27 protein-coding genes are annotated in these 24,584 nt (G+C 63.4%); 14 read left to right on the top strand and 13 right to left on the bottom strand.

From position 1 onward, the window contains the following. Positions 1-3: 3 nt before the first annotated feature. Entirely contained in the window at positions 4-699 is a 696-nt protein-coding gene (gene nucS / locus I6E58_RS01175; protein WP_197129504.1) for an endonuclease NucS, read from the bottom strand. Positions 700-810: 111 nt separating this feature from the next. Between nucS and I6E58_RS01170 the strand changes: the two genes are divergently transcribed. Further along, the gene (locus I6E58_RS01170) at positions 811-1,539 is read left to right on the top strand and encodes an alpha/beta fold hydrolase (protein WP_197129501.1); all 729 of its coding nucleotides are present in this window, start codon (positions 811-813) and stop codon (positions 1,537-1,539) included. On the opposite strand, the gene pip is transcribed toward I6E58_RS01170, so the two are convergent. Continuing rightward, positions 1,530-2,474: a prolyl aminopeptidase gene (gene pip, locus I6E58_RS01165; RefSeq protein ID WP_197129499.1), complete on the bottom strand. Its 945-nt coding sequence runs from the start codon at positions 2,472-2,474 to the stop codon at positions 1,530-1,532. The two genes, I6E58_RS01170 and pip, sit on opposite strands and share 10 nt — an antisense overlap. A gap of 50 nt (positions 2,475-2,524) precedes the next feature. Beyond that, a complete protein-coding gene (locus tag I6E58_RS01160; protein ID WP_197129497.1) occupies positions 2,525-3,943 on the bottom strand; it encodes an MFS transporter in 1,419 nt (472 codons plus the stop codon). A 75-nt stretch (positions 3,944-4,018) separates the two neighbouring features. Between I6E58_RS01160 and I6E58_RS01155 the strand changes: the two genes are divergently transcribed. Together I6E58_RS01155 and I6E58_RS01150 are read left to right on the top strand one after the other, a co-directional pair. Then, the gene (locus I6E58_RS01155; RefSeq protein WP_197129494.1) at positions 4,019-5,986 is read left to right on the top strand and encodes a M13 family metallopeptidase; all 1,968 of its coding nucleotides are present in this window, start codon (positions 4,019-4,021) and stop codon (positions 5,984-5,986) included. Continuing rightward, positions 5,980-6,894 (top strand): serine hydrolase, encoded by a 915-nt coding sequence (locus tag I6E58_RS01150; protein ID WP_129072668.1) that lies wholly within the window; start codon positions 5,980-5,982, stop codon positions 6,892-6,894. The genes I6E58_RS01155 and I6E58_RS01150 overlap by 7 nt, the downstream gene beginning before the upstream one ends. Positions 6,895-6,912: 18 nt before the next feature. On the opposite strand, the gene I6E58_RS01145 is transcribed toward I6E58_RS01150, so the two are convergent. From I6E58_RS01145 to I6E58_RS01125, 5 genes are all read right to left on the bottom strand, one after another. Beyond that, positions 6,913-7,923 (bottom strand): DUF2510 domain-containing protein, encoded by a 1,011-nt coding sequence (locus I6E58_RS01145; protein WP_197129491.1) that lies wholly within the window; start codon positions 7,921-7,923, stop codon positions 6,913-6,915. A 66-nt stretch (positions 7,924-7,989) separates the two neighbouring features. After that, positions 7,990-8,349, bottom strand: coding sequence for a hypothetical protein (locus I6E58_RS01140; protein WP_197129488.1), 360 nt, complete (start codon positions 8,347-8,349; stop codon positions 7,990-7,992). A 52-nt stretch (positions 8,350-8,401) separates the two neighbouring features. Continuing rightward, a complete protein-coding gene (locus I6E58_RS01135; protein WP_129072671.1) occupies positions 8,402-8,821 on the bottom strand; it encodes a roadblock/LC7 domain-containing protein in 420 nt (139 codons plus the stop codon). Next, positions 8,821-9,384: an ATP/GTP-binding protein gene (locus I6E58_RS01130; RefSeq protein WP_129072672.1), complete on the bottom strand. Its 564-nt coding sequence runs from the start codon at positions 9,382-9,384 to the stop codon at positions 8,821-8,823. The genes I6E58_RS01135 and I6E58_RS01130 overlap by 1 nt, the downstream gene beginning before the upstream one ends. A gap of 267 nt (positions 9,385-9,651) precedes the next feature. Beyond that, positions 9,652-10,887: a glutamyl-tRNA reductase gene (locus I6E58_RS01125; RefSeq protein ID WP_197129485.1), complete on the bottom strand. Its 1,236-nt coding sequence runs from the start codon at positions 10,885-10,887 to the stop codon at positions 9,652-9,654. A 17-nt stretch (positions 10,888-10,904) separates the two neighbouring features. On the opposite strand from I6E58_RS01125, the gene hemE reads away from it, so the two are divergent. From hemE to I6E58_RS01070, 11 genes are all read left to right on the top strand, one after another. Next, positions 10,905-11,963, top strand: coding sequence for a uroporphyrinogen decarboxylase (hemE, locus tag I6E58_RS01120; RefSeq protein WP_197129482.1), 1,059 nt, complete (start codon positions 10,905-10,907; stop codon positions 11,961-11,963). A 4-nt stretch (positions 11,964-11,967) separates the two neighbouring features. Then, complete coding sequence (locus tag I6E58_RS01115; RefSeq protein ID WP_197129479.1) at positions 11,968-13,317, top strand: NAD(P)/FAD-dependent oxidoreductase; 1,350 nt, start codon at positions 11,968-11,970, stop codon at positions 13,315-13,317. Between the two features lie 56 nt (positions 13,318-13,373). Further along, positions 13,374-14,054 carry a hydrogen peroxide-dependent heme synthase gene (gene hemQ, locus I6E58_RS01110; RefSeq protein WP_197129476.1) on the top strand — a complete coding sequence of 227 codons (681 nt, stop codon included), beginning with the start codon at positions 13,374-13,376 and terminating at the stop codon, positions 14,052-14,054. Further along, positions 14,051-15,220 carry a ferrochelatase gene (locus I6E58_RS01105; protein ID WP_129072676.1) on the top strand — a complete coding sequence of 390 codons (1,170 nt, stop codon included), beginning with the start codon at positions 14,051-14,053 and terminating at the stop codon, positions 15,218-15,220. Before hemQ ends, I6E58_RS01105 begins: the two co-directional genes overlap by 4 nt. Beyond that, positions 15,217-16,131, top strand: coding sequence for a hydroxymethylbilane synthase (gene hemC / locus I6E58_RS01100; protein ID WP_197129473.1), 915 nt, complete (start codon positions 15,217-15,219; stop codon positions 16,129-16,131). Before I6E58_RS01105 ends, hemC begins: the two co-directional genes overlap by 4 nt. Continuing rightward, positions 16,128-17,123 carry a porphobilinogen synthase gene (gene hemB / locus I6E58_RS01095; RefSeq protein ID WP_197129470.1) on the top strand — a complete coding sequence of 332 codons (996 nt, stop codon included), beginning with the start codon at positions 16,128-16,130 and terminating at the stop codon, positions 17,121-17,123. Before hemC ends, hemB begins: the two co-directional genes overlap by 4 nt. After that, positions 17,120-18,532, top strand: coding sequence for a glutamate-1-semialdehyde 2,1-aminomutase (locus I6E58_RS01090; RefSeq protein ID WP_197129467.1), 1,413 nt, complete (start codon positions 17,120-17,122; stop codon positions 18,530-18,532). Before hemB ends, I6E58_RS01090 begins: the two co-directional genes overlap by 4 nt. A gap of 175 nt (positions 18,533-18,707) precedes the next feature. Further along, positions 18,708-19,061, top strand: coding sequence for a YtxH domain-containing protein (locus I6E58_RS01085; RefSeq protein WP_197129464.1), 354 nt, complete (start codon positions 18,708-18,710; stop codon positions 19,059-19,061). 8 nt (positions 19,062-19,069) lie between these two features. Continuing rightward, the gene (locus I6E58_RS01080; RefSeq protein WP_197129461.1) at positions 19,070-19,498 is read left to right on the top strand and encodes a phage holin family protein; all 429 of its coding nucleotides are present in this window, start codon (positions 19,070-19,072) and stop codon (positions 19,496-19,498) included. After that, the gene (locus I6E58_RS01075) at positions 19,498-19,743 is read left to right on the top strand and encodes a DUF3618 domain-containing protein (RefSeq protein WP_231595105.1); all 246 of its coding nucleotides are present in this window, start codon (positions 19,498-19,500) and stop codon (positions 19,741-19,743) included. The genes I6E58_RS01080 and I6E58_RS01075 overlap by 1 nt, the downstream gene beginning before the upstream one ends. Before the next feature lie 42 nt (positions 19,744-19,785). Beyond that, the gene (locus tag I6E58_RS01070; protein WP_129072682.1) at positions 19,786-20,538 is read left to right on the top strand and encodes a uroporphyrinogen-III synthase; all 753 of its coding nucleotides are present in this window, start codon (positions 19,786-19,788) and stop codon (positions 20,536-20,538) included. A 9-nt stretch (positions 20,539-20,547) separates the two neighbouring features. On the opposite strand, the gene I6E58_RS01065 is transcribed toward I6E58_RS01070, so the two are convergent. The 5 genes from I6E58_RS01065 to I6E58_RS01045 form a co-directional block, all read right to left on the bottom strand. Next, positions 20,548-20,955 carry a DUF1304 domain-containing protein gene (locus I6E58_RS01065; protein ID WP_129072683.1) on the bottom strand — a complete coding sequence of 136 codons (408 nt, stop codon included), beginning with the start codon at positions 20,953-20,955 and terminating at the stop codon, positions 20,548-20,550. A 53-nt stretch (positions 20,956-21,008) separates the two neighbouring features. Beyond that, on the bottom strand, positions 21,009-21,998 hold the full coding sequence (locus I6E58_RS01060) for an MDR family oxidoreductase (protein WP_197129457.1): 990 nt from the start codon (positions 21,996-21,998) through the stop codon (positions 21,009-21,011). Positions 21,999-22,117: 119 nt separating this feature from the next. Continuing rightward, entirely contained in the window at positions 22,118-23,143 is a 1,026-nt protein-coding gene (locus I6E58_RS01055) for a 6-phosphofructokinase (protein WP_129072685.1), read from the bottom strand. Positions 23,144-23,210: 67 nt separating this feature from the next. Next, positions 23,211-24,098, bottom strand: a complete 888-nt coding sequence (locus I6E58_RS01050) for a rhodanese-related sulfurtransferase (RefSeq protein ID WP_197129454.1) — start codon at positions 24,096-24,098, stop codon at positions 23,211-23,213. A gap of 18 nt (positions 24,099-24,116) precedes the next feature. After that, positions 24,117-24,578 carry a hypothetical protein gene (locus I6E58_RS01045; protein WP_197129451.1) on the bottom strand — a complete coding sequence of 154 codons (462 nt, stop codon included), beginning with the start codon at positions 24,576-24,578 and terminating at the stop codon, positions 24,117-24,119. Between the last annotated feature and the right edge of the window lie 6 nt (positions 24,579-24,584).

Below are 24,584 nucleotides of genomic sequence, written 5' to 3'. Positions count from 1 at the left end.
AGACTAGAACAACCGCATGTTGGGGTCGTCGAGACCGCGCATCTCGTCGTAATCCAACAGCACACAGCGGATGCCGCGGTCCTTCGCGAGCGTGCGTGCCTGCGGCTTGATTTCCTGGGCGGCAAAGATGCCGGTGACCGGAGCCAGCAGCGGATCGCGGTTCATCAGCTCAAGGTATCGCGTCAACTGCTCAACACCATCGATATCACCGCGGCGCTTGAGCTCCACGGCAACGCTCGCGCCCTTCTCATCGGTCGCGAGAATGTCGACCGGCCCAATGGCGGTCATGTATTCGCGGCGCACAAGACGGTAGCCCTCACCCAAGATGTCGATGTGCTCGGCGAGCAGCTTCTGCAGGTGAGCCTCGACACCGTCCTTTTGCAGTCCGGGGTCGACGCCTAGTTCGTGGCTTGAGTCGTGCAGGATTTCGTGAATCGAGACGATGAGCATGTCGGCCGACTTCGTGTGGGCGACTTTCCAGATTTCGGTGACTCCGGCATCCGACTGCTCGGCTTCGGGCTCAAGAGTGGAGAGCACACAGGGCGGGCTCATCCAGTTGAGCGGCTTGTACGAGAGCGCATCGGAGTGCACGAGCACACTGCCGTCGGCCTTCAGCAACAGCAGTCGCGTCGCGAGGGGCAGGTGGGCACTGAGACGTCCGGCGTAATCAACGGAGCATTTGGCTATGACAAGTCGCACCGTCCTACGGTACTCGGAGAAGGTTAGTGGTGAGTCATCCCGGACGAGATTCGTCGGCTGGCCGCACCGCCGACGGCGAACCGCGTTCGCGCACCTGACAGGATGGTGACCATGTATGTCGCCACCTCCGGACCAGCCGATGCCCCGCCCGTACTGCTCCTCCACGGTGGCGGTGTCGCGGGCTGGATGTGGGATTCATTGCGAGAGCGGCTCGAGACCGATTACCGGGTGATTGTTCCTGACCTCCCGGGCCACGGACGCTCAGCCGACGAACCCTATGTTTCGCACGCCGCGACGGTCGCAGCGCTGGCAAGTCTCATCACGACTCCGGTCACCGTGATCGGGTTCTCGTTGGGCGCGCAGCTTTCGATTCTGCTCGCTTCGCACCATCCCCAACTCGTCACGAACGCCGTGATCGTGAGTGCACAAGCGAAAGCCATGCCTTTCACGGGTCTCACACTCGCCGCCCTGGGGGTCAGCGCTCCTCTTGCCCGTCAGCGTTGGTTCGCCAAGCTGCAAGCTCGCGAATTGTTCGTTCCTCCTTACCAGATTGAGGACTACATCGAGACGAGTGCCGGCGTCACGAAGCAAAGCTTGCTCGCCGCCGTCGGCGAGAACATGAGATTCGAACTCCCGGCGGAGTGGTCGACCTTCGACGGCCGTGTACTCGTGATGGCAGGAACGAAAGAACGTCGGGTGATGCACGAGTCGGCCGCCGCGATCCACGAAGCTCAACCCGCCAGCACCTTCACGCTCGTCGAACACTGCGGGCACGGCATCCCGCTGCAACGCCCGGACTGGTTCGGCGACCGCGTGCGGGAGTGGCTCGCTCAGGTCTGAGCGACCAGTTTCGAGAGAGCGACCGCTGCGTATTCCATCGATCGGGGCCCGCCATGGCCTTCGTCTTCGACGACGATGAGTTCACTGCTCGACCAGCTGCGGTGAAGGCGCCAAGGTGTGCTGACGGGCCCGCTGATGTCATGGCGACCGTGAATCAGAGTTGCAGGAATCCCCGTGAGCTCTGAGATGCGATCGTAGATTCGCGCGGTGCCGCCGAGAAAACAGTCGTTCACCCAATAATGAGTCACGAGGGTCGCGAAGTTCTCCCGGTCACGATCGTTGTCGAACAGCGGGCCGGGAACCCAATGAGGGTCGAGCGATATGTGGGTGCTCTCCCAGATTTCCCACGCGCGGGCCGCGTCAGCTCGAACCTGCGGATCCTCGTCTCGCAGAAGCCGCGCATAGGCAGCGATTGGGCGCTCTCCCTCGCGTGCTACTGAACTGAACTGCGCCCACGCCTCAGGGAATATCGTGCCAACGCCTTCGGTGATCCACTCGATTTCTTCGCGGGAGCCGGTGGTGACAGCGACGAGCACCAGACCGAGGACTCTGTCCGGATGCTCGAGCGCGTACGCCATCGCCAGCGTGCAGCCCCATGACACTCCGTGCAGAACCCACGTGTCTATTCCGAGGTGCTCGCGCAAGGCTTCGAGGTCGGCGATGAGCGTTTGAGTGGTGTTGGTGTCGAGCGAGTCGAGTGCTTCGATGGCGAGCGGGGTGCTTTGTCCGCAGCCACGCTGATCGAGCCCAATGATTCGATATGCCGTGGGGTCGAAGCGTCGCCGGTAGCCTCCGGGGCCCAGCCCGCTGCCTGGGCCACCATGGAGGTAGAGCGCTGCCTGCCCGTGCGGGTTGCCGGATTCCTCCCAAAACAACCGCGCTCCATCGGGTCGGCTCAGCCAGCCGTGCGAATAGGGCGTGATGGGGGCGAACACATCTCTAGCCTAAGAGCGTCGATGGCTCGGCGCGTTGTTGTGCTGCCGCGTTACTTGCCCGGGCGCTTGCGCTTGAACTTGCCCAGGCCGCGACGCTCGTTCTCGCGCTGTGCTTCTTCGATCTGCTCGGGCGTGATGACGAAGTGCATTTCGGTGGTCGCCATTGTGATGGCAATGGATGTCGTACCCGGCGACGAGAAGTCGACGTACGGGAACGCGTGGCGGCCTGCCAGCTCGCGGGCGTAGGGCGAAAGCAGTCCGGAGATGATCGCGAGAACCACGATCAGCAGCAACGCATTCAGCACACCGACCTGGTCGCTGAGCACGCCGATCATGGGTGGTCCGATGAGGGTCGAGGCGTAGGCGATGGTTGCGACGGCCGTCACTCTCGCGGTGGCGCGCTTGGGGTCATCCGCAGCGGCCGAAATGCCGACGGGGAATCCGAGTGCGGCCCCGGCACCCCAGAGTGCGGTGCCGATGACGGCGAGCCAGACGGCGGGCGAGAAGATCACGAGCAACAGGCCGGCAGCAGCGAGACCAGCGGATGCCCGGAGCACGGGAACGCGACCGAAGCGGTCGAGGGCGCGAACCCCAAAGAAGCGGGTAGCGGTCATGGCGGTCACGAAGACACCAAAGATCAGGGTGCCGAAGGCGTTGGAGATTTCGTAGCCGTCGACCATGGCCAGAGCGAGCCAGTCGATCGCGGAGCCTTCAGCGAAGGCCATGCCGAGAACAATGATGCCGATCAGGATGGTGCGGGGCTCGAGCCAGACGCTCTTCAGTTTCGGAGCGGTCAGCTCTCCCGCGGCGATCTTCATCTCGACGGTGTTGGGTGGCGGATCCGCGAGCCGCTCCGGAAGGATGAACCCCGACACGACGAGCGCAGTGATGAGCACGATCGCGGAGACGATCACGAGGTGAGTGGCGAGCGGAACGCTCAGCGCTTCCGCCGCAGCGCCGAACCCGGCACCCGCCATCGTGCCGAGGCTGTAGAAACCGTGCAGAGTCGGCATGCTCGAACGGCCAAGGAGCCGTTCGTTCGCGGTGCCCGACAGGTTGATGGCAACGTCGTAGGTGCTGAACGCCAACCCAAAGACCGCGAGCGAGATCACCGCACCGAAGAAGCTGCCGAGCACTCCGATGATGAGCGCAGTAGCAGCGAGGGAAGCGACAAACAGCACCACGCAGGCGCGCACGACGATTTTGGCGCCGAACCGCTCGACGAGTTTGCCGGCAACGACGAGTCCGAGCAGCGAGCCGATCGCGAGCCCGAAGAGCAGGATGCCAATTTCCGAATGGCTGGCACCAAAAGTGTCGCGCACAGTCGGGATGCGGCCCACCCAGCTGGCAAAAGAGAAGCCCGCGAGAGCGAAAAGGGTGGCGATCGCATTGCGCCACGAGAGCACTTGGCGGCTGGTGAGGCCGTGGGGAAGAGAGGGGGGTGTGGCGGCCGAGTCAGAGGCTGTCATCACTTAAGTGTAGGGCTATCCACCGGTATTAGATTCGCGGCGTGTGCAAAGGAATAACGCTCTAGGCTGGGTGGCATGAGTGCCGAATCGTCATTGTCATCCGGAATTGCCGTCAACGATCTTGATGAGAAGGTGCGCCCGCAAGACGACCTCTTCCGTCATGTTAATGGCGCCTGGATCGACCGCACGGAGATCCCCTCTGACAAGGCTCGCTATGGCTCGTTCATGGTTCTCGCGGAAGAAGCTGAAGAGGCAGTTCGCGACATCATCATCGAGTCGCAGTCGGCAGAGCCCGGCACCGAACAGCGCAAGGTGGGCGACCTTTACGCCAGCTTCCTCGACGAGGCTCGCGCTGACGAACTCGGGGCGACCCCCATCGCAGCGCCGCTTGCCGAAGCTGCCGCCGTTGACTCGATCCCCACTCTTCTCAGCACACTCGGTCGCCTCGAACGCGGCGGCACGAGCGGCTTCTTCCAGCTCTTCGTTGACAACGACCCCGGCAACCCCGAGCGCTACCTCGTCTTTCTCGAGCAGGGCGGTCTCGGTCTTCCTGACGAGTCGTACTACCGCGACGAGAAGTTCGCCGAGATCTTGGCCAAGTACGAAACGTTCATTGAGCGGATGCTGACGCTCGCTGGCCTCGACGCTCCTGCCGAGCGTGCCGCCCGCATTGTCGCCCTCGAAACTCAGATCGCGTCGAAGCACTGGGATAACGTCGCCAACCGCGACAGCGAGAAGACCTATAACCCGATGACCTGGCAGGCCGCCAACGACCTCGCCGGTGCTGTCGACTTGAACGTGTGGCTCGACGCCATCGATGTTCCGGCCCGCGCCTTTGACGAGGTTGTTGTGCGCCAGCCCAGTTTCGCCGAAGGCCTCGAAGCGCTCTTGAGCGACGACCACCTGCAGGCCTGGAGCGACTGGCTGTCGTGGCAAGTCATCCGCAACAACGCCGCCTACCTCTCGGGCGATTTCGTCGAAGCCAACTTCGACTTCTACGGCCGCACGCTCTCAGGCACTCCCGAACTTCGTGCTCGCTGGAAGCGCGGCGTCTCGCTCGTGGAGGGCGTGCTCGGAGAAGCCGTCGGCAAGATTTACGTGGATCGCCACTTCCCGCCGACCGCGAAATCGGCGATGGATATTCTCGTCGCCAACCTGGTCGAGGCGTACCGCCAGTCGATCACCGGCCTCGAATGGATGACGCCGACAACCCAGCAGCGTGCGCTCGAGAAGCTCGACAAGTTCACGCCCAAGATCGGTTTTCCCGACAAGTGGCGCGACTACTCCACGCTCGAGATCAGCGTGGATGACTTGGCCGGCAACGTGCGAGCTGCCAACGAGTTCGAGTTCCAGCGTGAACTCGGCAAGATCGGTAAAGAGCTCGACCGCGACGAATGGTTCATGACGCCGCAAACCATCAACGCGTATTACAACCCCGGGTTCAACGAAATCGTTTTCCCGGCCGCCATTTTGCAGTACCCCTTCTTTGACGAGGGTCGGGATGACGCCGCCAACTACGCCGCCATCGGTGCCGTCATTGGCCACGAGATCGGTCACGGCTTCGACGACCAGGGTGCCAAGTACGACGGCGACGGTCGACTCATCGACTGGTGGACTCCGGAAGACAAGGCCGCCTTTGAAGAGCGCACCAAGTCGCTCATCGACCAGTACGACGCCCTCGCGCCGGCCCAGGTGCCCGAGCATCACGTCAACGGTTCTCTCACGATCGGCGAAAACATTGGCGACCTCGGTGGTCTCGCGATCGCATGGAAGGCCTATCAACTCTCTCTCGATGGTGCGGAAGCTCCCGTGATTGACGGGCTCACCGGCGCGCAGCGCTTCTTCATGTCGTGGGCGCAGGCCTGGCAGCAAAAGGGCCGCGATGAAGAGGTCATTCGCTTGCTGGCGATCGACCCGCATTCGCCCAATGAGTTCCGATGCAACCAAATTGTTCGCAATCTGGATGCGTTCTATGAGACATTTAGTGTGACGAAATCCGATTCGTTGTGGCTGGACCCGAAAGATCGCGTCACTATTTGGTAGAGATCGAGCAAACCCGAGAACGCCGGAGTCGAATTCGCACCCCCCGAGTTGCGAAACACGCCGGAACTGGAGAAGAACCCAACTTCGCCAGTACCTTTGCCGCGCTTGGAAAACTGCGGCTCGCTGATCGCAGCATGCGCGTTTCCGCCAGCGCTGTCGATATCAACACTGGTCGCACTGTGCTGAGCATCGACGATCGCGTCGCGCTGCCCACGGCCAGCATCGGCAAAATTTTGCTGCTGATCGAGGTCTCCGCACGCTTCGAAGACCGCGACTTTGCGCCCTACGGCATCCTCGACAAAGTGCCCGGAGCGGCCGTAGGAGCGGCCGGACTGTGGCAACACATGCAGGCACCATCGTTGCCCGTCGCCGACCTCGCCGCCCTCGTGGGCGCCACCAGCGACAACCTGGCCACCAACATCCTGCTTCGCCTCATCGGGCTTGATGCTGTGCGGGCTCGCACCGAATCCCTCGGCCTGACCAAGACGGCACTTCTCGATCTCGTGCGCGATACCCGCGGCCCGGATGACGCCCCTCAGCTTTCCGTCGGATCCGCCGTCGAACTCAGTTGGTTGTTCGGTGCCCTCGCCCGCGGCGAAATCGTCAACTCTCTTGCCAGCCAGCGCGTACTCGGCTGGCTCTCGCTCAACACCGATTTGTCGCTCGTCTCGAGTGCGTTCGGGCTTGATCCGCTGGCTCATCGCGGGGCCGACCACAACACTCTGCTGGTGAACAAGACCGGCATCGACCGGGGCGTGCGAGCGGAAGCCGGGGCGCTGCGAGGCAACAAGCGTGCGGTGGCCTACGCGGCATCCATTCAGTTCGATGACAAGAGCATGCACGCTCGACTGCAAGTAATCGAAGCGCTGCGCACTTTCGGCTTCGACCTCATGGAGTACGTGCACTAAGACGCCGTACCGCTGGTATTAGCGGCTGAAGCGCGCCTTCAAGCGAGAGAAGATGCCCTCTTTCGAGGCTGAAGGTGTCATGGGCTGGCGTGCGTCATCCGAGATCGTGTCGACGGTGTGCGTGAGCAGTCCCATCAACTCGAACGTGGAGATGAGGCGGCGGGCGTCGTCGACGTCGACCTTCGCAAGCGATGCGAGTTCGGTGACCGTCAAGAAAGCGGCGCCCAGCATGGCGGTCATGCCCATTTGCTCGGTGGTGTGGCTCAGAGTGGTGAGGTTGGGCCAGCGGCGCAGCTTGAAGCGTGCGCCAGAGAGGCTCAGCGGGTCGAAAGACTCGGGCTCGGCATGAGTGCCAATGAGCCACACGAGAGGCTCCCAGTCACGACCCGCCTCGTTCTGGGTGATGCCGAGCGGACGAGCCACGGTTTCGACATCGCCGTCGGCGGTCGACGTGGCAAGGTGATCGAGAGATTCAGCCCACCAGTAGGCGCAGCCGCGCGGATCGATGACGAGCGTCGGGGCATCGGAGAATCGAAGCTCCACGAGCGGTGCAGTCGGGGAGTTGACCGCGTCGGTAATGGCGCGGTTGAGCTTGTTCCACGTGTCGGATGTGAGCGCGATGTCGGAGAACTGTGACTGACGGGTGGCGTTTGCTGCGGCAGCCGCAGCTTTGACGCTGGCACGGGTCGGTTCGTCAATAACGGTGGTTGCGTCATCCGATGCCGCCGCATTCGTGGCGCTGCGTGTCACGGGCGAGGCCTCAGCGTGACGAGTGCTGCGGGTGCCGCGGGTGCCGCGGGTGCTGCGTTTGCTCGAAGTCGGGTGAATGATCATGACTTCAGGTTCGTGTGCAGCGGTAGTCGCAGCGGCAGGACGTGTCCCTGACGTTGCCGTGGCATTCGGCGGCTGGGGCGAGCTATCGAGTTGCGCGATGTGCTCAGTCCAGGCGTTTGCGTCCCACCAACGGAGGTGCTCGCCACCCAGAGGGTCGCGGTACCACCCTGCGGGAACGTCAATGCCGTCGGTCATAGTGAATCTTTCTGGGCGGTTAACCCACTGTGGCGGTCAACATGTGACCGCCACAGCTGAAGTTATTTAGAGGCTCAAGCTCGTGTCTGCGGACTTGACGTTGATGCGTGCAAGCGCGAGGTTCGACTTCGCCTTGTCGAGCACGCAGTAGATGAAGACCTCGGGGTTCGAGGAGAGCGGGCGGATGATGTGGTACTGGCTTGTGAGCGTGATGAGGATGTCATCGATGGAGTCGTTGAGGCCCAGTGCCTTCATGGTCTTGAGCTTGGCGCGCACTACCTCGGTGTTGCCGGCTGCTGCTGCGTCGAGGTCGATGCCGCTTCCGGCGCTGCCGAGGAGCATGCCCGATCCGCTGTCGACAACGGCTGCTGCCATGGCGCCGTCGGTCTCAAGAAGGCTTGCGAGGGTTTCCGTGATGTTTGACATTGTGTTCTCCGTTTATGGTGTCGGGTTTGGTGTTACTTCTAGTGATGCGTGGTTACGCAATGAGCTCGGCCATGCGTCGCGCGGCGATGCGAGCGATCGAAAGGCCTTTGCCCAAAGTTTCGTGAGTGTCGAACAGTGCGGCGAGCACGATGGGGTGTCCCTGAACGCGCAGCTGGATGACGTGGCCGGCTTCAGACGCGATGATCACGTATTCGTTCGTGCCGATTTTCAGTTCGTGGGCGACAGCGTCGCTGAGGGCCTGCACCGAGCTGGACATGCTGGCGAAGCGCCCGCCGTCAGCGTTGCCGCCATTGAGGTGCACGATCTCGAATCCGTCATCCGTAAGCAGGGCGGCGAAGGTCAGTGAGCTCGCGAGGTCTTGCATCTCGGCGAGCGTGCGGTTGCCGGCGTCGATGTGCACCGGGTTCAGGTGCGAAGGAACGGCGGCAGCGGGTGCGAATGGCTGGTTCATCAGATCTTTTCGGGTGCGGGGGTAAGGAGTTCACGCATCTCGACGCTGGCAACGAGGCTCAAGAGCAGCGTGCGCATCTCTTCAGCATTGCGGGGGTCAACGGTGAATACCGGAATGAGCTGTTCGGGAACAGCGGCGGTGAGGGCGGCTGAGTAGTCAGCGACGGTGGGACTGGATGCGACATCCGTTTTCGTGACACCAACAATGACGGCGCCTCGTTCGTGAAGCTCGCGGAAGTCGCTGAGGTACTCGATGAGTAGATTGACGGAGTTGGGTGCATCGTTGTTGATCAAGAGCAAAAGGCCCCGAGCGCGGCCAGCCAAGATCGTCCACATGAAATCGAAGCGCTTCTGGCCGGGGACGCCGTACAGGCGCACCTTGGTGACATCGTCAATCGTAATTTCGCCGTAGTCGAGCGCCACGGTCGTGGTCTCTTTGTCGGCAGTCGCACGATCGGTGTTAGCGGCCTCGGTCGACACCACATCGATCTCGCTCAGGCTGCGGATAGCCGTCGTCTTGCCCGAGCCCATGGGCCCAGCAAATAGTACGACGTGCTCAGACATAGTTCTCTCTCGGGTCAGTAAGTCATTCGGAGCCGATCCACCCAACGATGGGTGAAGAAGGGGCTCTCACGCGATCGGTCGTCGCGTGCGGTATTAACAGAATCTGGCGGCGTGCAAAAAATCGCGAGTCCCCAGTCGGGGGGCGCGAGCGAAACACTCGCGGAAAACAGGGCCAGAACGTTCTGTCTGTCCCCGTAAATGGGTGTAAGTTTTGCTCGCAAAAACCGCGGTTTGTGCGGCGATTTTCAGGGCTTGGCCGTGAGCCAGTTAGGCCGAATGTGGTCGTGCGCGAGCATCCGCCGACTTCGTCGACCGCTCGACCGGGATGTTGTAGAGCGCGGAGAGCGCAGCATCGAACTCTGCGACGCGACCGTCAGCCGCAAACTCGCGGGCGCGAACGGACGGGCCGTGCAGCAAAACGCCGCCGAGGTGACGCAGCGCGGAGACGGTTTCATCGCCGGCTCCGCGGGCGGTGGCGCGAGCGATCTCCGCCTCAAGGAGGGCGAAGTGGTGCTTGCGAAGAGCAACGATGGCGGGCTCCGCCTGGCTTTCGGCAGCGAATTCGTGGGCGGCCGTGCGAACCAGGTCGCGAGCATCCGCATGCGCGTTCAGTTCTTCGAGCGGGGCGTGCAGGCTGATGGTTTCGAGGTCGAGCAGGTCAACGCCGTCGAGCTGGCCCACGGCGGGGTCAACGTTGCGGGGGAGGCCGAGGTCGAGCACGAGGCACTTGCTGGCGGCCGAGAAACGTTCGGTGCCGAGCACGGCGCTCGCGGTGCAGGTGACGATGACGTCAACGTCGAAGTCTTCGCTGGGGGTTAGCCCGTGCTTGAGGGCGAAGGCAGCGTCGCGGCCCGAGGGGGAGAAGACGCGCAGATCGAGAGCACCCTTGTTGCGCAGGGCGTTGACGGTGGTCACGGCGTAACGGCCGGTGCCCACGACGAGAACGCTCGCGGTTGACCAGTCGGCGACGCGGCTAGAGGCGAGTTCGAGCGCGAGACGGACGAGAGACTTACCAGCTCCACCGATAGCGGTGTTGTTCTTGATGCCGCGGCTCGTGTGCGTTGCGCGCTGAAAGAGGCGCTCGAGGTCGCGAGTGGTGGTGCCGTTTTTGCGCGCTTGGTCGAGAGCGCGGCTGACCTGGCCCGAGATTTCGGCTTCGCCGATCACGACGGACTCAAGACCCGAGGTCACCGCGAAGAGGTGAGCTGCGGCATCCGCCCCCTCATGAACGGCGATCGACGAATGCAGAGTCTCGATGCTGAGGCCAGTGCGTTCGCTCAGGGATTCGAGCAGCGAGCAGACCGTAATGGCTGAGCCAGCAGTGAGAGGTTCTTCAACATCGAGGTAGGCCTCGAAGCGATTGCAGGTGGCGACAAGAACGGCACCGGCAACAAAGTCGTTGTGCGAAACGAGGTCGACGGTGGCCGCCGGGGCGACCTCAGACAGACTTTCGAGTACGTCTAAGCTCGCGTTGCGATGATTCGAGCTAAGACACAGGAGCACGACCTAATGTTAACCCCGTGACCCTGAATATTGACCATCCCCTTCTCGACGGCCGCACAGCTAACTCGCCTATCATCCGGGCCTATCGGGGTGACCGCCCAGAAACCACTCCCGTCTGGTTTATGCGCCAGGCCGGCCGCTCGCTTCCGGAGTACCGCAAGCTGCGCGAAGGTAACGAGATGCTCGAAGCGTGCCTCACGCCCGACCTCGCCAGTGAGATCACAATGCAGCCCGTGCGTCGCCACAACGTCGACGCCGCCATCTTCTTTAGTGACATTGTTATCCCCGCCAAGCTGGCCGGCGTCGAGGTCGAGATCGTTCCCGGCCGTGGCCCCGTGTTCGCGAACCCGATTCGCACGGCGGCGGATGTCGCCAAGCTGCACCCCATCGACCCTGCGGCGTTTGCGCCGATCCGCGAGGCTGTCGCGCAAACCGTTGCTCAGTTGGGCACGACGCCGCTCATTGGTTTCGCTGGAGCCCCCTTCACTCTCGCCTCGTACATGGTCGAGGGCGGCCCGAGCAAGGACCAGCAGCGTGCCCGCACGCTCATGTACTCCGACCCGCAAACGTGGGCGAACCTCCTCAACTGGTGTGCGGATGTTGCGGGCGAGTTCTTGATCGCTCAGGTCGAGGCCGGCGCTTCTGCCGTGCAGCTCTTCGACTCCTGGGTCGGCTCGCTCTCGGAACAGCAGTACGTGCGCCGGGTTGCCCCGCACTCCAAGCGCGTTCTTTCGCACTTGCGCGGCTACGACGTTCCGAAGGTTCACTTCGGTGTCGGCAGCGGCGAAGTGCTGCAGGCCATGCACTCGATCGGCGCCGACGTGATGGGCGTCGACTGGCGCATCCCGCTCGATGAGGCAGACCGTCGCCTCGGTGGTGGTGTGCCACTTCAAGGCAATATCGACCCCGCCCTGCTCGGTGCGCCGTGGCATGTTCTCGAAGCGCACGTGCGCGACGTCATGAACCGCGGCCGCGTTGCTCCCGCCCATGTCGTGAACCTTGGTCACGGTGTTGGCCCCGAGACCGATCCGGATGTGCTCACCAAGATCGTGGAGCTCGTTCACCGGGAGGGTTAGTGCCGTGAGCACGACAGAATTTACCGTCGTCGGCGGCGGCATCGCCGGACTCGTCGCTGCGCGCAGGCTCGCAATGGCGGGCCGAACCGTGCGCCTCATTGAGGCGAGCAATCATCTCGGCGGCACCGTGGCATCCCACCGTGTAGGTGGCCTCAATCTGGATGCCGGAGCCGAGAGCTTCGCGACCCGCGGCAATACTGTGGCCGACCTCGCGCGCGAGCTGGGGCTCGGCGATGACATCGTCTCACCGGGCGACGAGGGTGCGTGGCTGCAGCCCGTGGATGGCGCGGCCCTGCCGTTGCCCGCCACCGGCATTCTCGGCATCCCGGCTACGCCGCTCGACAAAGACACCATCGCGGTGATTGGTCTCGGCGGCGCGTTTCGCGCGCAACTCGACTCGCTGATTCCGTGGTTCGGTAAGCGCACCGATATTTCGCTCGGCGCTCTCGTGCGTCGGCGCATGGGCAAGGCCGTCGTGGAGAAGCTTGTTGCTCCCGTCGTGCACGGCGTGTACTCGCTGCACCCCGATGACCTGCCACTCGAGCGCGTCGCGACCCTCAAAGAACGCCTTGCGCTTCACGGTTCGCTGGCGGCAGCGGTGCGCTCGATGCGCCACGCGATGCCGGCCGGAACAGCGGTTCAGGGCATCCGGGGTGGCATTAATCGGCTCGTCACCGAGCTGGCGGCCGACCTCACGACCTACGGCGTCATCGTCGAATTCGAGCGCCGCATCGAGAGTGCTGAGGCGCTCGCCGACCTCGACGGCACGGTGATCGTGGCAGCCCCCGGCATCCTCGCTCCGGTTCGCGGCCGTACCGTCACACTCGCGACTCTCGTGCTGGATGCACCGGCTCTGGATGCTGAACCGCGCGGTTCGGGAGTGCTCGTCGCGCCCGGCTGCACGAAGGTTTCCGCTCGCGCGCTCACGCACGCAACGGCGAAGTGGCAGTGGCTGAAAGAACAGGCGGAGGGTCGCCATGTGGTGCGCCTCTCGTATAACGAAGTGCCGGCCGGTGATCTTGCCGAGGTCGCTCGCCGCGATGCCGAAGTGCTTTTGGGTGTCTCGCTTCCCGCTTCGGCAGTCGTCGACTTTGCTCGCCGCGAATGGACTCGCCCCGCCCCGCTAGCCCCCGCTGAACGCACGGATGGCGTGGTCGTTGTCGGTGAAACCGTCGGCGGCACCGGGCTCGCCGGCATCATCACGCACGCCAACGCTGCGGTCGATCGACTGCTGGCGCTCGAGCATGAAGAACCAGCAGACGACGCTGCCGAAACAGCCGCGGACGAGACAACGAATGCGCACGCGACTGACGCGGCCGGCGAGACGGGCGACACCACTCCAGCGGTAAGCTAGTTAGGTTCCCCTAACTCACGGTAGTTTCCCAGTGTGCCCACAAGGCGCGGGAGAGAATGGAAGACATGACAGACGTCGACAAGTCCACTGAAATTTTGGGTTACACGCTGTGGGCGGTTCTCCGTCGTGACCCGCACCGTCCGGCGCTCGCCGGCAACTTGGAGCCGGCTGTTGCCGCTGTCGAGGCCCGCGGGGTCACCATCCGCGGTTTCTATGATGTCTCGGGCATGCGCGCCGACGCCGACCTCATGATTTGGCTGCACGGCAGTAACCCCGAAGACCTCCAATGGGCGCTGCGCGAGTTGCGTCGCCATGACCCACTCGCCTCGCTGCTTCCCACGTGGAACGCCATGGGCGTGCACCGCGACGCGGAGTTCTCCAAGAGTCACATGCCCGCGTTCATGCGCGGCAAGGAGCCCGAAGCGTGGCTCACCATTTACCCCTTCGTGCGCAGCTACGAGTGGTACATCCTGCCCGAAGCGGAGCGCAGCAAGATGCTTCGCGACCATGGAATCAAGGGCTCCGAGATGCCTCAGGTGCTCGCCAACACGGTCGCGAGCTTCGCGCTCGGCGACTACGAGTGGATGCTCGCGCTCGAAGCCCCCGAACTCGTTGACTTGGTCGACCTCATGCGTCACCTGCGCCAGACGGAGGCTCGCCTGCACGTGCGTGAAGAGTTGCCGTTCTACACGGGCCGCCGCATCACGCTCGACGAGATTGCCGAGGTGCTGTCGTGACTCGCATTCTGGGCGCAACGGATGCCGCGGCATCCGGCCCCGAACACGTCGAAGAAGCCGTCGCCTACGATGCCATTCTGCTCGCCAGCTTTGGCGGGCCCGAGGGTCAGGACGATGTCATTCCGTTCTTGCGGAACGTCACGCGCGGTCGCGGCATCCCCGAGGAACGCCTCGAAGAGGTTGCGCACCACTACCGCGCCTTCGGTGGCGTCAGCCCCATCAACGACCAGAACCGCGAACTCAAGGCCGCTCTCGAAGCAGAGCTTGCCCGCCGCGGCATCGACCTGCCGGTCATTTGGGGAAACCGTAACTGGAACCCCTACTTGAGCGACGCGCTCACCGAAGCGAACGAGCGAGGGTTTAAGAAGCTCATCGCCGTGGGCACGAGCGCGTACAGCTCGTACTCGAGCTGCCGCCAGTACCGCGAAGACTATGCCATCGCGCTCGAACAGACGGGCCTCGAAGGCACGATTCAGATCGACAAGGTTCGCCAGTTCTTCGATCACCCCGGTTTTGTGCAGCCGTTCATCGACGGTGTGCGCGAGGGCCTCGCGAAGGTGGCCGCTCAGGGCATTGCGCCCGAGAAGACGCACGTTCTGTTTGCCACTCACTCGATTCCCTCGACGGATGCGGCCAAGAGTGGCCCCGATTTCCGCGGCTTTGGTGAGGGTGGCGCGTACGCAGCGCAGCACCTCGCGGTCGCTGAAGTTGTGATGGCCGCGCAGGCGAGCGATTCGCCTGACGCCCCGCTGCCCGCGCACAGCCTCGTGTACCAGTCGCGCAGTGGCCCGCCCTCGATGCCGTGGCTTGAGCCCGACATCAACGATGCGATTGATGCGCTCGCCGCCGATGGCATCGAAGCGGTCGTCATTGTTCCGGTCGGCTTCATCTCCGACCACATGGAAGTGAAGTGGGATCTCGACACGGAGGCGCTCGAAACTGCGGGAGGCCACAACATGTTCGCCGTCCGCGTTCCGACGCCTGGCGTGCATCCGGCATTCGTTACGGGTCTTGTCGACCTCGTGCTGGAGCGCCGGGATGGAGTGCCGGCGGCAGATCGCCCCGCACTGACTAAGCTCGGCCCCTGGTACGACGTGTGTCGTCCCGGGTGCTGTGAGAATGTGCGGCTCGGCTTTAAGCGCGCAGCCGCGGGGGTAGCACCGTGACCGTTATTCGTATTGGCACCAGAGGCAGCACGCTCGCCATGGCGCAGACCACCACGGTGGCGCGCCAGCTCGAAAGCAAGACCGGTGTGGAGGCGGAGATCATCCCGATCTCCACTCAGGGCGACCGCTCCACCGAGTCGCTCTCCACGATCGGCGGGCAGGGTGTGTTTGCGAACGCGCTTCGCGAGGCGCTGCTCGCCGGCGAGTGCGACGTTGTCGTCCACTCTCTGAAGGATCTGCCGACCGCCAATGTGCCCGGCCTCACGATTGCGGCCGTGCCCAAGCGCGTCGACGAACGAGACGTGCTGTGCGCCCGCGACGAGCTCACTCTGGACACCCTTCCGGCTGGTGCCCGCGTCGGCACCGGTTCGCCCCGTCGTCAGGCACAGCTGCGTTCGCGTCGCCCCGACCTTGAGGTCGTCGACATCCGCGGCAATATCGATTCGCGACTCGACAAGGTGACGAACGGTGAGCTGGATGCCGTCATCCTCGCCGCTGCTGGCCTCGACCGTGCCGGTCGTGCCGCTGCCATCACCGAATACCTCGGCATCTCGGGGTGGCCCACCGCTCCCGGCCAGGGCGCTCTCGCGATCGAGGTGCGCGACGGCGATGAGAAGCTCGTCAGGGTGCTCGACCACAAGCCCAGCCGCACCAAGACCGAGGCCGAGCGTTACGTTCTTGCGATGTTGGACGCCGGATGCTCGGCTCCGCTCGGAGCGCACGCCGTGATCGACGACGGCCTCATCTTCTTGGATGCGCGGGTCTACGCCCTCGATGGCTCCCGCTACGTCACCAGCTCGCACGCGCTGTATGTCAACGATGTCGAAGACCCGGCGCGCGAGGTTGCCCAGCGGGTCGCCGACGAACTGCTGGCCAAGGGTGCCGGGGATCTCACCGGAGCTCGAGCGTGATCATCCGCCCCCGCCGTTTGCGGTCGAGCCCGGCGATGCGTCGTCTGGTCGCCGAAAACCGCACTCACCCGAACCAGCTGATTCTGCCGATGTTCGTGCGCGAAGGGCTCAACGAGCCGGTGCCGATCAGTTCGATGCCGGGAGTGCAGCAGCATTCGCTCGACTCGATGCGCCGCGCGATTACCGAAGCCGCCGAGCTGGGCGTCGGTGGCGTCATGCTGTTCGGTGTTCCCGAGCACAAGGATGCCGAAGGCTCGGGCGCGATCGACCCGAACGGAATCCTCAACGTCGCCACGCGCGCGGCTGTCGAAGAGGCCGGGGACGCCCTCGTGGTGCAAACCGATCTCTGTCTCGACGAATTCACCGACCACGGGCACTGCGGGGTGCTGCGCGAGCGCATCCACCCCGTGACCGGTACGAGCGAACTCATCGTCGACAACGACGCCTCGCTTGAGCGCTACCGCGAAATGGGCGTTGCCCAAGCCGAAGCTGGTTCTCAACTGCTCGGCCTCAGCGGCATGATGGACGGCCAAGTCGCCGAAGTGCGCGATGCTCTCGACACCGCCGGCCACACCGACACCCCCTTGCTCGGTTACGCTGCCAAATACGCCTCGGCGTTTTACGGCCCGTTCCGCGAAGCCGTGCAGTCCTCGCTTGAGGGCGACCGCCGCGCCTACCAGCAGAACCCCGCCAATCGCCGCGAAGGCATCCGCGAAGTTGAACTCGACATCGATGAAGGCGCCGACGTCGTGATGGTCAAGCCCGCCATGAGTTTCCTCGACGTGCTCGCCGACGCCAGCACCATCAGCAGCGTGCCCGTGTGGGCGTACCAAGTCTCCGGCGAATACGCGATGATCGAGGCCGCCGCCGCCAACGGCTGGATCGACCGCCGCCGCGCTATCGAAGAATCAGTACTCAGCATCCAGAGGGCCGGCGCCGAAGCGGTGCTCACCTACTACGCAACCGAACTTGCAGAATGGCTACGCCGATGAGCACCAGCAGCACTTCCCCGAACGGCGTCACCACAAGCGGCACCACCCCCGCAGCCCCCGTCACCAACCAGCAGTCGTTCGACCGCGCTCGCGGCGTGCTGCCTGGCGGCGTCAACTCGCCCGTGCGCGCCTTCGGCTCCGTCGGCGGGACGCCCCGCTTCTACGTGAAGGCCTCCGGTTCGTACGTGACGGATGTCGAGGGCCGGTCGTACATCGACCTCGTCAACTCCTGGGGCCCCGCCATCCTCGGCCACGCCCATCCCGAAGTGATCGACGCCGTTCAGCAGGCAGCGTCGCGCGGCCTCGGCTTTGGAGCATCCACTCCCGCCGAGACCGAGCTCGCCGAACTCGTGCGCGCCCGCATCAGCGTCGGGGGAGTGAGCCCCATCGAGCGCTTGCGCCTCGTCTCCACCGGCACCGAAGCCACCATGACGGCCATCCGCCTCGCTCGCGGTGCCACCGGTCGGCGCTTGCTCGTGAAGTTCGCCGGTCACTACCACGGTCACTCCGACGGGCTCTTGGCTGAAGCCGGTTCTGGCCTCGCGACGCTCTCGATGCCCGGCTCCGCTGGCGTCACCGCCGAGACTGCCGCGCAGACCCTCGTCATTGAGTACAACAACATTGCCGCGCTCGAGCAGGTCTTCGCCGAACACGGCCACGACATCGCCGGCGTGATCTTCGAAGCCGCCGCCGCGAACATGGGTGTTCTCGCTCCGCAGCCCGGTTTCAACGAAGCCATTGTGCGCATCGCCCACGAGTACGGCGCGCTCGCGATCAGCGACGAAGTTCTCACGGGCTTCCGCGTCGACCCCGCCGGCTACTGGGGCTTGGATGCTCGTGCCGCAGCGGTCGCTAACCCCGACGCCCCCGAGGCGCGCTGGGTTCCCGACCTCTTCACCTTTGGCAAGGTCATTGGTGGCGGGATGCCGTTGGCCGCGCTGGGCGGTTCGGCTCGCATCATGGAGTTGCTGGCCCCGCTCGGCCCCGTCTACCAAGCCGGCACCCTCAGCGGAAACCCCGTCGCCGTCGCGGCGGGCCTCGCTACGCTGCGGCTCGCTGACGACGCCGTGTATTCGCGGCTCAACCAGGTTGCCGAAACCCTCTCGACCGAAACGTCGGCCGCACTCTCCGCCGAGGGTGTTGAGCACGTCGTGCAGCACGCGGGCAACCTGTTCTCGTTTGTGTTCTCCGGCACCGAGCCAATGAACTTTGCGGACGTCAAGGCGCAGCAGGGCTACCGTTACGCTCCCTTCTTCCACTCCATGCTCGACTCCGGGGTGTCGTTGCCTCCGAGTGTGTTTGAGGCGTGGTTCGTCTCGGCCGCCCACGACGACGGTGTGGTCTCGAAGATTGTGGAGGCGTTGCCCGCTGCGGCGAAAGCGGCTGCTGCGGCATCCGCCCCGCAGTAATCGGTGGGGCATGTTACGCGGCTGCAAACTCTGTGTGAGTTCTGGCCGTAGGGCTATGCCTATCTGAGAATATGCTCCACACTGGCTACCTGCGATACCAGAAAAATGAGCCCACGGGTGTCAGGTATCGCGAGTATGTTGGAATAACCAACCGCTAAAAGAAACGGAGTTCGCCATGAAGGGCAAGATCCTCCTAGTAGTAGGACTCGGCATCGGCTACGTGCTCGGAACCCGCGCTGGCCGCGAAAAGTACGAGAAGATCAAGGCCACGGCAGGCAAGCTGTGGAACGATCCTCGCATCACGCAGCAGCGCCACAACGCTGAAGACTTTGTTAAAGACAAGGCCCCGGACGTCGCGGAATTTCTCGCAGACGGCGCCAAGAAGGTCGTCAAGCAGGTTGCGAGCAGCAAGAGCAACAAGACTGAGTCGGTAGAAGCGACCACCACGAGCAGCGCTGCGAAAAAGAAGCCTGCCACCAAGAAGTCTTCGTCATCGACATCAACGACGAAGTCCACTAACTCGAAGTAGGGGCTGCCATGAACGGTGAAACACCGAAGTCAGACCCGCAGCGCGAGCCTAAGCGCTCGCTTGCTGCACTCATCGCCGACGTTCCTCGCCTTCTGGGCGATCTCGTTCGCGGTGAAATCGAATCGCTCAAGAGCGAGATGGTGGGCAAGCTCAAGAATGCCGGAATCGGCATCGGACTGTTCGCGGGGGCCGCGTTCTTCGCGCTCTTTGCGCTCATGGTTCTCATCGCCGCAGCGGTTCTCGGATTCGCTGAAGTAATGCCCGCGTGGGCCGCAGCCTTGATTGTTGCCGGCATCCTGCTCGTCATCGTGGCAATTCTCGTGTTCGTGGGGATTACGCTCGTCAAAAAGGGCACCCCGCCAGCTCCGACCGAGACAATCGAAAGTATTAAGAGCGACGTTCGTGCCATCAAAGGCACCCGAAAGCGGAGGTCATAATGTCTGACAGCATCAACGTGAAAGAAAACGCCAGCGACAAGATCGAACAGGCTCGCGCCGAACTCGAAAGCACGCTCGACGCTATCGAGGACAAGTTCAACGTCGGCAAGCGGGTTGACGAAGTAACGACTCGCGTTCGCGACTCCTACGAGACCAATCCTCTTCCGTGGATTGTGGGCGCTGCAGCAGCGGCTGTCTCGGTTGTTGCCGTGATCGCGTGGGCAATTCTTAGCGACGACGACTAGCTCGATTAGCGTCTTACTCCCCAACGGGGGGAGTATAGGAACATGGCAAGCAAAGCACTCGATGGTTTGCGCGTGCTCGTTCCACGCGGAGGCAATTGGGGCGACAGCGTCGCAGCGTTGTTGAGAGACCACTCAGCAATTCCCGTTATCGCACCCCTGATCAATTTCGCGCCCTCGGAGAACGTTCCCGCGCTCGCTAACGCGTTCCATGAACTCAACGATGGGCAGTTCGATTGGATCGCCGTCACGAGCGCTACGACGGTGGATGTGCTCACTGTCAGCGGCGTGAAGATCCCTGAAAGCACCAAGATTGCTGCTGTCGGCGAGACAACCGCCAGTGCGCTCACTCTGGCCGGGCATCGCGTCGATTTCGTTCCTGAATTCGACAACTCTGGCCGCGGTCTGGTCAAGGAGTGGCCGGATGCTACCGCTGGGCTGCGCGTGCTTGCGCCGCAGTCCAATTTGGCTGACACCACACTTTTCGAAGGCCTCGGGGCTCTCGGGCACGAGGTCGTCAGCGTCTCGGCCTACAGCACGGTCGGAATCCCAGTCGCGGACAAGGTGCGCGAGGACGTCGCATCCGGTCGCATCTCGGCGATTCTGGTTAGCTCAGGGTCTGTCGCGCGTCAGGTCGCCGAACAACTGGCACCGCTGCCCGAAACCACGATTGTGGCCTGCATCGGGCCGCGTACGGCTTTTGATGCGCGGGATGCCGGGCTCACGGTTCACGTCATCGCCGAAGATCGCTCCAGCCAATCGCTGGTCGACACCCTTGCGGAGTACCTAGACCGCTAGCGCGTGGTGCTATCCGACGTTGAGGGCCAGCACGAGGAAGATGATTCCGAGTAGCGGCGGTACGCCCTGGATGATGGCGGGGCGAGCCATCTGTCGCGGCTGCGAGGTAATCAAAACCACCGCTGCAAGAAGCATGCTGAGCGCCGCGAACATTGCGAGAGCGATTCCCGCCGGCCACATGCTCACGGTGCCCATGAGGACGAGGCCGGTTCCGGCGCCGAGCGCGAGGAACACGTTGTAGAAGCCCTGGTTGTAAGCCCACGGTTTCACGGCGTCCACGTCTTGGGGACGCACGCCGAAGACCTGCTGCACGCGAGGGGTATGGAACAGCACGCTCTCCATGAAGAAGATCATGAGATGTACGAGAGCGGCGAGAAAGACAAAAGCTGATCCGAGGATGGCGAAGGCACTGTTCATGTTCAAAAGCATGACACAGCCGGGTGCCGAGCCCGGGATGTTGGTGGTGCGGCTTAGCCGTGCACGTCAACAACCGTGCGACCTCGGATGCGGCCGGCCATGATGTCCGCGCCAGCAGCGATCGTGTTGCTGAGGCCGATAGTCGAGGTCGTGGATTCAAGGCTCGCGAGGTCGAGATCGCGCTCGAGGCGACTCCACGCTTCGAGGCGCAGCTCGCGCGGGGTGAAGACCGAGTTGATGCCCACGAGGCTCACGCCGCGCAAAATGAATGGCATCACGCTCGTGTGCAGCTCGCTGGACTGCGCGTTGCCACAGGCGGTCACGGTGCCGCCGTATTCGGTCGCGGCGATGGCCGAGGCGAGAGTGGTGCCCCCGACGGCGTCGATCGCGCCGGCCCAGCGCTGCTTCATGAGGGCCTTCGGCTCGGCGCTCAGCTCGGCGCGGTCAATGATGGTGGTGGCGCCGAGTGAGCGAAGGTAGTCGTGTTCGCTTTCGCGACCAGTGGATGCCGTGACGCTGTACCCGAGCTTGCTCAGGAGCGCGATTGCCACAGAGCCGACTCCGCCAGCCGCGCCGGTCACAAGAACTTCGCCGGAGACTCCGCCGCGCTCGATCGCGAGCACCGAGAGCATCGCGGTGAATCCGGCGGTGCCGATCGCAGCTGCCTGATGATTGCTGATGCCGGCGGGCACGGGAACGACCCAATCACCGGGAACGCGGGCGCGCTCGGCGAAACCACCATGGTGGGTTTCGCTGAGGCCGCAGCCGGTCACTAAGACACGCTGACCAGCTTCATAGCGTTCGTCGGTCGACTCAGCAACGACGCCGACTAAGTCGATACCGGCGATGAGGTGGGGGGCGCGAACGATGCCCGGTTTGCCCGTGAGCGCGATGCCGTCTTTGTAGTTAAGGCTAGAGAACTCGACATCGATCGTGACGTCTCCCGGCATCAGGATGGAGTCATCCAGTTGCTCAGAAAGCGCGACGTGTGCCGGAGCTTTCGGGTCGGACTCGTTCTTGGTTACTTCGATTCCACGCCACATACCGCCAGCCTAGAACCGCAGGCTGAGTTTCGCCTCAGCCACGACAAAGCGCGACGAAGCGCAAGAAAGCGCGAGCAACGCAGGCCGCGGCCCGCGATGCTCGCGCTTCGAAAGTGCGGTTAGCCGAAGAGGATGGCAGCTTCGTCGTAGCGCGACTGCGGCACGGTGTTGAGCTTGCCGAGCGCATCTTCGAATGCCACGTTGGTGATCTCGGTGCCCTGCAGGGAGACCATGCGGCCCCAGCGACCGTGGATGACGGCGTCGACGGCAGCGAGGCCGTAACGGGTGGCGAGAACGCGGTCGTAGGCGCTGGGAGTTCCACCGCGCTGGATGTGACCCAGAGTGGTCGAGCGAGTCTCGAGGCCGGTGAGGGCTTCGATCTCGGGCGCGAGCTGGTCGCCGATGCCGCCGAGGCGGGGGCGACCGAACGCGTCGAGTCCACGCTCGGAGTGGGCGTCATCCATGGTGTCGAGGGTGAAGCCTTCGGCCACCACAACAAGGGGAGCGCGGCCGCGGTCGCGAGCAGAATTTACCCACTCCACGATCTGCGCCATCGATGTCTTCTGTTCGGGGATGAGGATCGCGTGCGCGCCGGCAGCCATGCCCGAGTGAAGGGCGATCCAGCCGACGTGGCGGCCCATGACCTCGGCAACCATGCAGCGGCCGTGCGAGTCACCGGTGGTGCGCAGGCGGTCCATGGCGTCGGTCGCGATCTGCGTGGCGGTGTCGAACCCGAACGTGTAGTCGGTGGCCGACAGGTCGTTGTCTACCGTCTTAGGAACGCCCACGATTTTGATTCCGGCATCCGTCAACCGCTTGGCAGCGGCGAGGGTGCCTTCGCCACCGATGGCGATAAGGGAGTCGACGCCGAGGCGCTCCATGTTTTCGCGAACGGTATCCGCGCCGTTGGTGCCCTCGAAGGGGTTCGTGCGCGAGGTGCCCAGAATGGTGCCACCCTGCTTGGAGATGCCCTGGATGTCTTTGCGCTCGAGGGGCATGGCGTCGCCTTCAACGACTCCACGCCAGCCGTCGCGGAAGCCGACGAACTCTTTGTTGTACACCTGCGTGCCCTTGAGCACGATGCCGCGAATAACCGCGTTCAGCCCGGGGCAGTCGCCACCGCTGGTCAGGATTCCGATCTTCATGCAACCATCATCGCGCATACTTTTCGGCCGGAAAGCCATGAAAGCCAGAAATTGTTAACTTCGGGTGTTATTTAACACCGGTGAAGCTGGCGATCGGATGCTCGGCGCACGCCGTGGTGGCTGCATGCTCATCGCACACCACGAACTGTTCGCGGCAGGCCTTGTTGTGGCAGTTCTCGATGCGCTTGGTGGCGGTGCCGCACTGGTAGCACTCGCCAATTGCTTTCGTGTCGGCTGTGAAGTCGATGGCCATGCGCTTGTCGAACACATACAGCGAACCATTCCAGAGGCCCGAGTCGCCGTATTTCTCGCCGTAACGCACGATGCCGCCATCGAGTTGGTAGACCTCACCGAAGCCGCGGCTGCGCATGAGGGAAGAGAGAACCTCACAGCGGATGCCGCCCGTGCAGTACGTCACCACGGGAGTGTCCTTGAGGTGGTCGTACTTGCCGCTGTCGAGTTCGGCGACGAAGTCACGAGTGGTGTCGACATCCGGAACTATCGCATCGGTGAATTTGCCGATCGCCGCCTCGATGGGGTTGCGGCCGTCGAAGAACGTGACGTCTTTGCGGGCAACGAGCTCGTGGAGTTCTTCGGGACTGAGCTTGGTGCCGCCGCCCACCACGCCGTTTTCGTCGACCTGTAGCTCGCCGGGAGCTCCGAAGCTGACGATCTCGTCGCGCACTTTCACGCTGAGCTTCGGGAAGTCGTTGCCCTGGCCCTCGCTCCACTTGAAGTCGATGTGCTTGAACGCCGGATACTCGCGCGTCTTGCGCACGTACCGCTTGATGTCTTTCAGTTCGCCGCCGACGGTGCCATTCATGCCGTCTTTAGAGAGGATGATGCGACCGCCGAGCCCGAGAAGCTCGCAGAGGTCGCGCTGCCACAACCGCACAGCCTCCGGATCGGCCAGCGGCGTGAACACGTAGAAGAGAAGAATCTTAGGAACAGCCACGAGGCAAGTTTACGGCTGTTAGAACGGGAAGCCGCGCGGAGAAGGGGGAGTGGGCGGAGTCGCTGGCGGCGGGTCGGCCTCGGGATCGTCCGGGTCCTTCAGATCATCCGGCTCGTTCGGTTCCTCCGGCTCGAGGTGTTCGCGCTCTCGTTCGAGGAGCAGCTGAGCGTAGGCAATCCGGATTCGGTTCGGGGCAACGAGTTCGTCGAGAAAGACTTGGTGAAAGAGCAGCCCTGATTCCGGAAAAAGTGAACCCCAGATGCGCGCGGTCCAGGACAATTCGGTGAGAACGACGGCCGTGGCGTAGACGAAGGTGAGTTGCGCTGAGGCCGTTGAGTTGACCACGATGAGCAAAATGAGCCCTGTACCGACCGCGAAGACGACAAAGGTTCGGGCATAACGGATGACAGGCGTTCGCGCCTTACTCAGAGCGATACCCGTGGCGATGCCGATCACGAGAAACGTCACAAACCAGAACATCAGTTG

The organism is Salinibacterium sp. SWN1162, assembly GCF_015864675.1.
Taxonomy (GTDB): Bacteria; Actinomycetota; Actinomycetes; order Actinomycetales; family Microbacteriaceae; genus Rhodoglobus.
This window is presented reverse-complemented; position numbering and strand designations above follow the sequence as displayed.